The 11898-nt window shown below is 59.1% G+C and carries 8 protein-coding genes and 2 rRNA genes (1 of these 10 running past the window's edge); 1 reads left to right on the top strand and 9 read right to left on the bottom strand.

Annotation, left to right across the window (positions count from 1 at the left end):
- Positions 1-12 precede the first annotated feature (12 nt).
- Genes AUP74_RS06715 through AUP74_RS06690 form a run of 6 tightly spaced genes read right to left on the bottom strand, consistent with a single transcriptional unit; the run spans position 13 to position 6290 of the window.
- A complete protein-coding gene (locus AUP74_RS06715) occupies positions 13-744 on the bottom strand; it encodes a type III pantothenate kinase (protein WP_069946908.1) in 732 nt (243 codons plus the stop codon).
- On the bottom strand, positions 741-1739 hold the full coding sequence (birA, locus tag AUP74_RS06710) for a bifunctional biotin--[acetyl-CoA-carboxylase] ligase/biotin operon repressor BirA (RefSeq protein ID WP_069946907.1): 999 nt from the start codon (positions 1737-1739) through the stop codon (positions 741-743). The genes AUP74_RS06715 and birA overlap by 4 nt, the downstream gene beginning before the upstream one ends.
- Positions 1732-2892 (bottom strand): alanine racemase, encoded by a 1161-nt coding sequence (alr, locus tag AUP74_RS06705; RefSeq protein ID WP_069946906.1) that lies wholly within the window; start codon positions 2890-2892, stop codon positions 1732-1734. The genes birA and alr overlap by 8 nt, the downstream gene beginning before the upstream one ends.
- Positions 2893-2894: 2 nt before the next feature.
- Entirely contained in the window at positions 2895-4085 is a 1191-nt protein-coding gene (locus AUP74_RS06700; RefSeq protein WP_069946905.1) for an ABC transporter permease, read from the bottom strand.
- Positions 4082-4834 (bottom strand): ABC transporter ATP-binding protein, encoded by a 753-nt coding sequence (locus tag AUP74_RS06695; protein WP_069946904.1) that lies wholly within the window; start codon positions 4832-4834, stop codon positions 4082-4084. The genes AUP74_RS06700 and AUP74_RS06695 overlap by 4 nt, the downstream gene beginning before the upstream one ends.
- Positions 4827-6290 (bottom strand): alpha/beta hydrolase, encoded by a 1464-nt coding sequence (locus AUP74_RS06690; RefSeq protein ID WP_083260858.1) that lies wholly within the window; start codon positions 6288-6290, stop codon positions 4827-4829. The genes AUP74_RS06695 and AUP74_RS06690 overlap by 8 nt, the downstream gene beginning before the upstream one ends.
- Before the next feature lie 137 nt (positions 6291-6427).
- Here AUP74_RS06690 and AUP74_RS06685 point away from each other — a divergent pair, with 137 nt between their 5' ends.
- The gene (locus tag AUP74_RS06685; RefSeq protein WP_069946903.1) at positions 6428-7381 is read left to right on the top strand and encodes a hypothetical protein; all 954 of its coding nucleotides are present in this window, start codon (positions 6428-6430) and stop codon (positions 7379-7381) included.
- A 2-nt stretch (positions 7382-7383) separates the two neighbouring features.
- On the opposite strand, the gene AUP74_RS06680 is transcribed toward AUP74_RS06685, so the two are convergent.
- The 3 genes from AUP74_RS06680 to AUP74_RS06670 form a co-directional block, all read right to left on the bottom strand.
- Positions 7384-8286, bottom strand: a complete 903-nt coding sequence (locus AUP74_RS06680) for an aldo/keto reductase (protein WP_069948744.1) — start codon at positions 8284-8286, stop codon at positions 7384-7386.
- A 1202-nt stretch (positions 8287-9488) separates the two neighbouring features.
- A 5S ribosomal RNA gene (gene rrf, locus AUP74_RS06675) occupies positions 9489-9604 on the bottom strand.
- Between the two features lie 209 nt (positions 9605-9813).
- Positions 9814-11898, bottom strand: a 23S ribosomal RNA gene (locus AUP74_RS06670) (it continues 794 nt past the right edge of the window).

Raw genomic sequence — 11898 nt, 5'->3', positions numbered from 1 at the left:
TCCGAATGTTATTTAAGGGTTGCTGAGGGCCAGGCCGTCCAGCACCAGGTCGGGCACGAGTTCGGTCGCGTGTTCCGCCAGCGACGCCAATATCGGGCCATCGCCACCGGTCACCACCAGCAGCGGCGACGGCGCCTCTGCAGCGAGGGTCTTCATGGCTTCCTCAATCGCACCAAGGACCATTAGTACCAGCCCCCGGTTGACCGCCTCGTCAGTATCCCTTCCGGCAACCAGGCTCATCCCCGGCTCGACAGTGTCCGGAACCTTGACCGCATCCGTGTCACGAAACAGCGCGCGACGCATCAGCGCCAGCCCCGGGACTATATAGCCGCCGAGGTGCCGCCCGCCAGCCCCCAGCAAGTCCAGTGTCACCGCACTGCCGCAGTCGGCTACCAGACAGGGGCGGGCAAAGTGTCGGTGCGCACCGAGGACCGCCAGCCAGCGATCCACCCCCAGCCGAGACAAGTCCCGATAACCGCAGGTAACCCCGGCACACAACCGCTCGACACGGGCAAACTCCACGCGGCCCCAGCCGAGCGCCTTAACGACGTTCGCAAGACCCTCCGCCGCTTCAACTCCAGCCACGTTGGCCGCCCGCACCCGAGTGACGGGGAACGCCGGCCAGGTTTCCGGTGGCACACCTCTTCTCAGGCTGGCAGTCTCCACCACCCCGCACACCGGCGCACCCGAGCCCAGCAGGCGCCATTTACAGCGGGTGTTGCCGAGGTCGACTTCGAGAATCATTGCCCGAGCTCCCGACCACGAAGGGACACTTCACCGCCATGAAAACGGCGTAGCTCCCCATCGATCTCCAACAACAGTGCACCGCTCTCATCGACGCCGCGGTTGAAACCGTGCCACTCCCGTGGCCCGGTATGCACGGTAACCTCGCGCCCAGCAAACTGATCGAGCCGGGACCAGGCAGCGCGGTACGCGCCAAAACCGCTGCGGGGGTACTCATCGAGTACGGCCAGCAGCTCCTCCAGCATCGCGGCAGTAAGCTGGTTGCGTATCACGCCGGGGCGCACGGAGGTCAAATCAATCCAGGGCTGCCCGATGCTCTGCCCGAGCTCCTCCGGTAGCCCCACATTGAGGCCCACCCCCACGACCACACCACAGCGGTCGGTCAGATCTCCGCTGAGTTCGAGCAGTACGCCAGCAAGCTTCCGTCCCTGGCACCAGACGTCATTGGGCCATTTCAGTCGAACATCCGGCACATCGAAGCGATCGAGCGCCCGCGCGAGCGCTACCCCGACAGCCAGACTGAGCCCCTCCAGCAGCTGTACGCCGCCCTGGAACTGCCAGCCGATCGACAGGGTGATACCTGCCGCAAAGGGGCTCAACCACTGCCGTCCCCGCCGGCCCCTGCCGGCAGTCTGCTGCTCGGCCAGCATCACCAGACCGTGACCTGTGCCGGCATCCATACACTCAAGCACCCGTGCATTGGTGGAATCCACCTGTTCAAGAACCTGCAGCTCACCGAGCAGACTCTTTCCGGACGCACTCATGCGAGACAAAATTTCGTCGGGGGAGAGTAAATCCAGCCCGCCCTGAAGCCGATAACCCCTGCCTTTCTCGGACTCCACCGGCAGCCCCAGTTGCTCCAGCTTATGCAGCTGCTTCCATACGGCCGCGCGCGAGACACCGAGTGCGGCACCGAGGGATTCACCGGAATGCAGCTCGCCGTCGGCGAGCAACTCGAGCAAAGGGCGCAGGGAGGCCAGAGGGCTTTTACTCATGATCTGTAGGTTCAGCGGTGGATTCCAGATACTGGCGCCGGTAACGGCGGCCCAGACTGGTCAGGATTTCATAACCGATCGTTCCGGCGTATTCGGCCACCTCGTCCACGGTGAGATAACGATTCAGCAGTTGGATATGATCCAGCGACGCGCGCTGGCCCGACGAGAGCCCGGTAATATCGTACGTCGCGCTGTCCATAGAGACCCGGCCAACCATGGGCAGACGTTGCCCGTGCGCCCAGCCGCAACCGCGCCCGCCCTGGGCCCGCAATACGCCGTCGGCATAACCGCCGCGGGCCACTGCCAACCAGGATCCGGCCACGGCGGTCTGCGTAGCCCCGTAACCGACCTGACAATCCCGAGTCACCTCACGGATCTGAATCACCGGCAATTCCAGCGTGACCACCGCAGACATCGGGTTGGGCGTGCCCGGCGTTGGATTGACGCCATAGAGCGCGCAACCGGGGCGCGCGAGGTCGAAATGGTAGGCCTTATCCAGAAAAACTCCTGACGAGTTGGCGAGACTCTGTCGTACAGAGGGCAACACCCGTTTCAGGCGATCCCCCGCCCGCCGGAATGCGTCGAGTTGCAGCCGGTTTTGCGGGTGTCCGGGCTCATCGGCGCAGGCCAGATGACTCATCAGAAGATCCACCTGCGCAGCCGCCAGCAGGCCGGGATCGCGCAGCAGCAGATCGTACTCATCGGCACCCATACCCAGCCGGGTCATGCCGGTATCGACTTTGAGTGCACAGCGGGCCGCTCGGCCGCTCTTTTCCTGGGTGTCGGCCCAGGCTCGCAGTTGGCTGGTGGTAAAGATCGTTGGCACAAGGCCGGCTTGCAGACAGTCCCATTCGGTGCCCGGACGGATTCCGGTGAGCACAACGATTTCAGCCTCGTCACCCAGCTGCTGGCGGAGAACAGCCCCCTCCTCCAGGGTGGCGACAAAGAAGTGACGGCATCCCCTGGCCCACAGTACCGGGGCTACGCGACGAACCCCGAGGCCATAGGCATCCGCCTTCACCACGGCGCCGCAACGCTCCACTGAACCGACCTTGCGCTGCAACAGGTCATAGTTGCGACCGATCCCCTCGAGGTCGATCTGCAACAAGCCCTCATCACAGAGTCCGTGCCACTGGTCCTGCGGTTGGTTCATAGTCAGGTGGCCCCCAACAGGCTTTCACGGCGTAGCGCTCGCGCTCCAACAGCAATGAACACAGCAACCAGTAACAGGCTGACAATCGAGCCCGCCAGCACGACAGCCACAGGAACACTGTCGCCTACCAGCAGAGCTTTCAGCCATTGCTGTTGCCCTACCAACGGCAGCAACTGCCAGAACTGCTTATCCAGCTGCACCTGTGACATATCCAGGGCCATCAACAGGAAGAGCGGTGCCACCTGCAGGATACTGAGGCGCATTTGTGCATCCTTGAAAGACTTTGAGCCCAGCGCCAACAAGAGTTGCACGACCGCAACGAGGAGTGCCAGAGGCATCAATAACAGTCCCATGGCCACCACGCCGGAAAAGCTGGTGGACTGCTGCATGCCCAGCTCCGCCATGGGCATCAGCGGCATCAGGGCCGTCAGCGCAGACACTGACAATAGTCCTGCAAGCCAACCCAGGCTGGCGACGGCCAGCGTCTTCGCCAGCACCACCTGCCACGCAGGCAGGGGCTGCAACAGAAGATTTTCGAGGCTCAGGCGCTCCCGTTCCCCAGCGGAAGCGTCCACTGCGGTGGCCAGGCTGGCAACAAAGAGTGTCATGATCAACAAGGCGGGCACCGAGGCGAGAATCAACTTACCCCGGTCCGATGGCGTGCTGATATCCCGCATTTCAAGCCGCCAGGGCGCCAGCAATTGCGGCGCCACACCGCGAGCCACCATGCGCTGCTGCACAATCTGCTGCTGCAGGGGCGCAAGGCGCTCCTGCAACTGACGCCGCGCACGGCTGGCATCCTTGGACGCCCCGTCCAGATAGACGTAAAGCTGCGGAATCCCGAACTGGCGATACTCGCTGGCAAAGTCGTCCCCCACCTGCAAGACCAGATCGTATGCCCCCGCCAGCAGTTCACTGGGCTCGCCCTCCTGCAGCACATCGACCAACAGCTGCTCCCCGGCCAACTGCTGTGCCAGCAGGGGAAGCCGATCACCGCCGATGAGAGCCACGCGGGATTCGTTCTCCGATTTGACCTTGAACATGAACACGGTCGCCCCGGTAATCATGGCGGGGAACAACAGCGCAAAAGTCACCGCCGTAAGCAGCGCCCGCTTATCACGCCATGCTTCCAGCAGCTCTTTGTACACCAGCGCTCCCATGGGGCCCTGCAACCACTGACTGAATACACTCATGCCAGAACCTCCTGTTCCAGTGATTCGGTTTGTTGACCGTAGGCCAGCGACACGAAAGTGTCCTCGAGGTTGTCGCAGCCACTCCGCGCCATCAATGCGCGCGGCTCGTCATCGCCAACCAGGCGGCCATCAGCCATGATCAGAACCCGGTCCGACAGCTCGAGCACTTCGGACATCACATGACTGGAAAATACGATCGTGGTGCCGGCATCCCGCAACCGCAGCAAGGTGCGTCGCAGCAGCCGCGCCGCGAGCACATCCAGCCCCCGGGTCGGCTCATCGAGGATCAGGTGTTGCGGCCGGTGTACCAGGGCCCGCGCGAGGGAAACCTTCATCCGCTCGCCCTGAGAGAAACCGACCGTACGCCGCGCCCACAGGTCCCCCAGCTCCAACTCACTGCGCACGGCTTCCAGGGAGCGAGAGAGGTCGCGGCCGCGCAGTCCCTGCATCTGTGCAAACAGGGTCAGATATTCTTTTACCGATAGTCGCTCGTACAGGCCCTCCCGGTCACCCACAACACCCAGCTGTCGCCTGACCGCCAGAGGCTCGGAGGCCACATCGATACCCCCCACGAGGACCTGTCCGGAATCGGCCCGCAACAGCCCCGTGACAATACGGAGACAGGTAGTCTTGCCCGCACCGTTGGCACCGAGCAGTGCAGTGATCCGGCCGTCGGGAATGTCAAAACTCAGGTCCCGCAGCACCGGCCGCCCGGCAAATTCCTTGCGTAGGGATCTCACTTCAATCATTTGCTTTTCCCTCAAGATTGGCCAGCGGCGCAGCATCGAGTGCCGGACCAAAGGCGTCAGCCATGAACGGCGGTCGACGGATTTCACTCACGCATTGCGTATCCAGCGGCTGTGCCGGGCTGTTCAGGAACTCGGCGATCAGCGTGGGAATGCAACCGCGTCGGGAGTTGATATGACCCCCACCTTCAACCACCAGGTGCTGCTTGTGATTCAGATAGTCGAGACGGGTATCCGCATATGAAGGCGGCGTAATCGGATCCGCACTGCCGGAGATCAGCAGCACCGGGTGCTCCCTAACTTCCGGAGAGGGATAGCTGCGCTCCGCAACCGGCCAGACGCTGCAGCCGGTGGCGAACAGATCGATAAATCCCGTCCCCAGGAAGGTATCGCGGCTGTCAGCTTCCATCTCCTCAGTGCTGATGCGGTTCAGCTCCTCCGCACAGGCCACGGAAAAGGTCAGGCCCATTGACATGGAGTCACTTGCAGGCAGGAAAAGGCTGGCAAGGCCCGAAAGGGGAAGTAGATTTCCCCGGGCAGCCTGGTGAATGACATAGGGCAGCTGCGCCGCCGCACCCGGATCATAGAGCGCCGCGCGGATGGCATTGGCCACTTCCCAGCGCGGGACCCGTCGCTCCACGGGTATCCCCTTGAGCGGATCGGCCAGCCGCGAATCGCCCTGCTCCCACTCGGCCAGCAGGCGGTCGAGATCCGCCCGCCAGTCTCCAAATCCAGCGCAACTGACATCCTCCAGACAGGCATCCTGCAGTTGCTGCAGTGCCTGCTCGGCAGCTTGTGCGCTCAGGAAAACTTTTGTCTCAATCGGTGCAACGGCATCCAGCACCAGCGCACTCAAGGAATCCGGATACCATTGCTGGTAAAGCAGCGCGGTGCGCGTTCCCCAGGAACCTCCCCAAAGGGCGATTTTCCCGTGACCCAAATGGGCCCGCACCAGCTCGAGATCATCGACGGTCTGCCGGCTGTAGAGCCCGTTGGTACGCTGCTGCTGCTCCTCATAACACTGACCTACCGACGCAGCAAATGCATCGAGATCCGCTGGAAAATCTTCCTCGATTCCGCATTCAAAAGCCCCTGACCGTCCCGCACCGCGCCGGTCGACCATGACAATATCCCGATTGCGGTTCACCTTGGTAAAACTGGATAACAGCGGCACCAGGTCAGATGCGGCCTGCCCTGGACCACCCGCGAGCAGGTAGAGTGGTTCACTGCCATCGGGATTGACGGCCGGCGCTACAGCGACAGCCAGTTTCACCGGCTGCTCACCCGGCTCTACCGGAACTTGGTAGCAGTGAAGCGGTTGGGACCAACCGTCCAGATAACAAGTCTCCGCCGCGGGCTCCTGTGCGGCGACAGAGCCGCAGTAGAGCACCACGATAAGTGACATCAGCGGTTTGAGAACACAGGCCCCCGCCCGATTTCTGGCCAATTCCTTTGCCATCAGCAACTTCTCCTGTTGAGATTCCTACTGGTGCTCCAGTCTATCGAAAAAAGGCCTGCTCCGTCCCGATACCTGCGATTAGCACAGGCGGCAGTGCAGTGGTAAGGTCTGGCTTTGCTCCTGACGCGACCAAAGCCATGAACTTTTCTGACCGCGAAAAACAGCTGATTCGAGCGGCTTTCGCCTGGGGACAGATCGCCCAGAAGGAAGGCTTCGAACTCTCAGACCTGGAAATTGAAAAATCAGTCCTGTTTCGACGCCTGCTGGCCGGCCGACCCGCACTTGCCTTCCCCCCTCCCCTGCGCCACGGATTCCCCTGGTACGAGGTGATCGAGGGACGCAATGAGTTTGTAGTCAATGCGTCGGAGCCTTCTCCGGACTGCAGCATTATCGCGCCGGGAAGTAAACCGGGCGATACCTGCATACTGATTGATGGCTCACTCTGGCGCGTTGCGAAGACCGTCAAGCCGGGCCAGGAGTATCTTGTCGAGTGGGGTGCCTATCCGATTCAGTGGCGACTGCGAAAACACTGGCAAGTGAACTACGAGATGACGCAGCAGCTGCACCAGTTCCGCAGGGACCACCCCGAAGCCGAGATTAGCCTCGACCAGGGCAACGGACAGCGTGAATGTGGGGAGCTGCGTGTGGATGATGAGCACACGGTCTGGCTGAGTGAATGGCACCTGAGCCGAGTCGGACTGTCCGGCTGGATTTGGGTCGGCAACATCGAAGATCCGGCGGAATACGGCAACTTGAGTCCTATCTATGAGGACAGCCGCGGCCCGCTCCTGCTCGGCGAACCTGGTCAGACGCGTGGCGTCACCTGGTTGCGAGTGGAACAGGCGGAAGGTGAATCCCGCTTTATCCGCCTGGGCGAAACACAGGACTACCGCAAGTTGATCCCCAGCGCCATGAGCGATCTGGAAGAGCTGGTCCAGTGCGTCCAGGGCGAAACGATTCAGGTCATGGACTGCAGAGGTCTGCAGCCCATGCGTCTGGTGACAGTGCCAACTCACCTGGCCCCGCTCGAGGAGTTTGATCTCGGCAGGCCCACATTCGATCTGGTGCCCGATAACGCCCGGGACTCCTGACCTCAGTCGACGTCCCGTCCGCGCGCAGCCCGCAGCAGCATAAACCAGGGTTCCAACGGCATTTCCTTGTCTACCGCGGTCAGAGCCCCTTTCAGGCGTTCGAGGTTGCCACTACCAAGTACTGGCACCATACGACTGGGGTGCCTCAACAACCAGCTCAGTGCCATCTGCTGCGCATCCATTCCCAATTCCCCATGCAGGGATTCCATGCAATCGCGGACCCTCGCCGCAGTTTCCGCGCCACCGGTAAAAAGGTCGCCTCCCGCAAAAGGCGACCAGGCCATGGGCAGGATTCGATTTTGCTGGCAATGATCCAGCTGGCCATCAAACATCGGTGCACTGTGCAAGAGAGAGACTTCAATCTGGTTGGCAACCAGCGGCGTCTTCAGGCGGGACTGCAGCAACGCCACCTGGTGGGGCAGGTAATTCGAAACACCTACCGACCTCACCTTGCCGGCGGCAACGAGACTATCCAGCACACCGGCCAGCTCGTCTGCATCCAGCAGAGGATCCGGGCGATGCAGTAGCAGCAGGTCCACGTAGTCAGTGCCCAGGTTCCGCAGACTGTTTTCGACGGAGGCGCGCACATGGTCTGCGCTGGAATCGTAGTGATTCAGTCGAAACGCATTGTTGCTCCCACAGAGCTTGATACCGCACTTGGTCACGATCTCCATCCGCTCACGAACAGCCGGCTTGAGTCGCAGAGCCTCACCAAAAAGAGACTCGCACTGGTAGTCCCCGTAGATATCGGCGAGATCGAAGGTGGACACGCCCAGATCCAACAGCTCCTCCGCGAACCCCAGACGATCCTGCGGACTCATCTGCCAGCTGTCCAGCCGCCAAAGCCCCATTGCCACGCGGGACATAGAAAAATCACTACTCAATGCGGACACTACTCTCTGCATGGACACCTCTTCGTTGATTATTCCGGGCTGCTGAAATACATGCGATTCACACACCGCCAGACAGTGGCGCATTGTAGAGCCCCCGTTAACAGTTTGCAGTTTGCAGTTTGCATTATTGGTTTGCCGGCCAGAATCAGCCTTGACCAGTACCAATTAACACGGAAGCGGTAGGTATTAGCTGCCAATGGACTTCAGGCACTTCAGTTTTCATCCACAGCCATTCATAAAGCCAGTTGCTCACAGTTTCACTGGAAGGAGCTGTGCATAAACATGGGATAGCACCTCGAGCGCCAGCTACCACCAGCCATTGTCGGACACGCGCAAAAAAACACCGGCAACGTTCTACTGGCAAAGAGCTGTATGCCCACACAGTATTGCAAAATTGGCATGTCGCCTGAGGGGAAGTAAATCGAATTTTTCTAGCGTCGACGTGTATCCACAACCAGCTATTATCCCCAGACAATCTGCAGACTGTGGAAAAGTACTTCAGTCATTGCCCTCACCCAAACGCCAAAACAAGATGCTCTTTGATTACCAACAGAAATACTGGAAACAGCTGTGCATAACCCTTGGAAACTTACCCCATAGCGAGTGACGCCGTCGGATCCCGAAGGAGGCGAAAAATGCGTCAGCTAAATACGCTGCAGCGCTGACTCATGCAAGGGGATCCCCGCAAGCCGACAGCCCATAGATCTCGCATATACGGGATCGAGAGTTATGGATAAATTCCGCAGGAATCAGAGTAATCGTGCTCCGGAAAGTTTTCAGGAGCGGGAGGTTAGCGGCAATCTCCATGACGGGGCGACCTTCAGGCGGCCGGAAGGGTGACGGACATGGAGGCACTCCATCACCTGCCGCAGGTCATCGCCAGGAGTAAAAGAACAAAGGCACGACGACTTTAGCCTCCGCGGCGTCCGCAAATACTGCACGCTCGGCTGACCTACACGGCAGCGCGTTGCGCTGCGAGGTAGTGGCAGTAATTCATCGCATCCAAAATAAAAAGGGCCACCCGATTGGGTGGCCCTTTCTTTTATTTAGAAGCCTGACAAACGGCTTAGCCGTTTGGACTGCCGTAGGCAGCCCGAAGGGTGAGGGCTGAAAGCCCGAATCACCATGACCTTTTCGCGAAGCGAAAATAGGTCATCGGCAGGCGTAAAAGAAGAAAGGCCGTACAGTTTCCTGTACGGCCTTTCGGATTTGAAGCCTGACGATGACCTACTCTCACATGGGGAAGCCCCACACTACCATCGGCGATGTTGCGTTTCACTTCTGAGTTCGGCAAGGGATCAGGTGGTTCCACAACTCTATGGTCGTCAGGCAAACTGGCTTGGGTTGGCGTGGTCTTATGAGTCTCTCTAGTGGACTCTGCGCTGCCTGTTACTGCCGTTTGCCTGATCTTGCGATCTGCAGTAACCCCAAATAAGTCGGTGAAACATTCTGTAGTAATACACCGCAAGTCGATCTCTTTCGAGCTCTTGCGCGTCTCTCGGATTCACAATCCGAATCGTTAGTAACCATCTCTGTTGTATGGTCAAGCCTCACGGGCAATTAGTACTGGTTAGCTCAACGCCTCACAACGCTTCCACACCCAGCCTATCAACCTGGTAGTCTTCCAGGGCCCTTCAGGGGACTCGAGGTCCCAGGGAGATCTCATCTTGAAGGAGGCTTCCCGCTTAGATGCTTTCAGCGGTTATCCCGTCCGAACATAGCTACCGGGCAATGCCACTGGCGTGACAACCCGAACACCAGAGGTTCGTTCACTCCGGTCCTCTCGTACTAGGAGCAACTCTTCTCAAATCTCCAACGCCCACGGCAGATAGGGACCGAACTGTCTCACGACGTTCTAAACCCAGCTCGCGTACCACTTTAAATGGCGAACAGCCATACCCTTGGGACCGGCTTCAGCCCCAGGATGTGATGAGCCGACATCGAGGTGCCAAACACCGCCGTCGATGTGAACTCTTGGGCGGTATCAGCCTGTTATCCCCGGAGTACCTTTTATCCGTTGAGCGATGGCCCTTCCATACAGAACCACCGGATCACTATGACCTACTTTCGTACCTGCTCGACATGTCTGTCTCGCAGTCAAGCGCACTTATACCATTATGCTCATTGCATGATTTCCGACCATGCTGAGTGCACCTTCGTACTCCTCCGTTACTCTTTGGGAGGAGACCGCCCCAGTCAAACTACCCACCATACACTGTCCCCGATCCGGATAACGGACCTGGGTTAGAACCTCAAACATACCAGGGTGGTATTTCAAGGATGGCTCCACTGCAACTGGCGTCACAGTTTCAAAGCCTCCCACCTATCCTACACAAGTAGGCTCAAAGTTCAGTGCAAAGCTGTAGTAAAGGTTCACGGGGTCTTTCCGTCTAGCCGCGGGTACACTGCATCTTAACAGCGATTTCAATTTCACTGAGTCTCTGGTGGAGACAGCGTGGCCATCGTTACGCCATTCGTGCAGGTCGGAACTTACCCGACAAGGAATTTCGCTACCTTAGGACCGTTATAGTTACGGCCGCCGTTTACCGGGGCTTCGATCAAGAGCTTCGCCGAAGCTAACCCCATCAATTAACCTTCCGGCACCGGGCAGGCGTCACACCCTATACGTCCACTTACGTGTTTGCAGAGTGCTATGTTTTTAATAAACAGTCGCAGCCACCTGGTCACTTCGACCGGCCTCAGCTTAGGGAGCAAGTCCCATCACCAAAGCCGGCGTACCTTCTCCCGAAGTTACGGTACCATTTTGCCTAGTTCCTTCACCAGAGTTCTCTCAAGCGCCTTGGTATTCTCTACCTGACCACCTGTGTCGGTTTAGAGTACGGTTCACTATTGCCTGAAGCTTAGAAGTTTTTCCTGGAAGCATGGCATCAACCACTTCGTCTCTAAAAGAGACTCGTCATCAGTTCTCGGCCTTAGGGACCCGGATTTGCCTAAGTCCCCAGCCTACAACCTTAAACACGGACAACCAATCGCCGTGCTGGCCTAGCCTTCTCCGTCACTCCATCGCAGCAATAGCGAGTACAGGAATGTTAACCTGTTTCCCATCGACTACGGCTTTCGCCCTCGCCTTAGGGGCCGACTAACCCTGTCCCGATTAGCGTTGGACAGGAACCCTTGGTCTTCCGGCGGGGAGGTTTTTCACCCCCCTTGTCGTTACTCATGTCAGCATTCGCACTTGTGATACCTCCAGCAGACCTCCCGATCCACCTTCAACGGCTTACACAACGCTCCTCTACCATGCACATAGTGCATCCGCAGCTTCGGTTACCAGTTTGAGCCCCGGTATATCTTCCGCGCGGGCCGACTCGACTAGTGAGCTATTACGCTTTCTTTAAAGGATGGCTGCTTCTAAGCCAACCTCCTAGCTGTCTGGGCCTTCCCACATCGTTTCCCACTTAACTGGTATTTGGGACCTTAGCTGGCGGTCTGGGTTGTTTCCCTTTCCACGACGGACGTTAGCACCCGCCGTGTGTCTCCCGCGATTGCACTCCTCGGTATTCGGAGTTTGCATGGGGTTGGTAAGTCGGGATGACCCCCTAGCCCAAACAGTGCTCTACCCCCGAGGGTGAGACGCGAGGCGCTACCTAAATAGCTTTCGAGGAG

The sequence above is a fragment of the Microbulbifer aggregans genome (genome assembly GCF_001750105.1).
Taxonomy (GTDB): domain Bacteria; phylum Pseudomonadota; class Gammaproteobacteria; order Pseudomonadales; family Cellvibrionaceae; genus Microbulbifer; species Microbulbifer aggregans.
Note: the sequence above shows the minus strand (reverse complement) of the source record. Positions and strands in the feature narration are given on the sequence as shown.

Bases quoted from the DNA above. Each gene is read 5' to 3' on its own strand.
- AUP74_RS06695 (WP_069946904.1), bottom strand. From the start codon at position 4,834: ATGATTGAAGTGAGATCCCTACGCAAGGAATTTGCCGGGCGGCCGGTG.
- birA (WP_069946907.1), bottom strand. From the start codon at position 1,739: ATGAGTAAAAGCCCTCTGGCCTCCCTGCGCCCTTTGCTCGAGTTGCTC.
- AUP74_RS06685 (WP_069946903.1), top strand. From the start codon at position 6,428: ATGAACTTTTCTGACCGCGAAAAACAGCTGATTCGAGCGGCTTTCGCC.
- AUP74_RS06700 (WP_069946905.1), bottom strand. From the start codon at position 4,085: ATGAGTGTATTCAGTCAGTGGTTGCAGGGCCCCATGGGAGCGCTGGTG.
- AUP74_RS06690 (WP_083260858.1), bottom strand. From the start codon at position 6,290: ATGGCAAAGGAATTGGCCAGAAATCGGGCGGGGGCCTGTGTTCTCAAA.
- AUP74_RS06715 (WP_069946908.1), bottom strand. From the start codon at position 744: ATGATTCTCGAAGTCGACCTCGGCAACACCCGCTGTAAATGGCGCCTG.
- alr (WP_069946906.1), bottom strand. From the start codon at position 2,892: ATGAACCAACCGCAGGACCAGTGGCACGGACTCTGTGATGAGGGCTTG.
- AUP74_RS06680 (WP_069948744.1), bottom strand. From the start codon at position 8,286: ATGCAGAGAGTAGTGTCCGCATTGAGTAGTGATTTTTCTATGTCCCGC.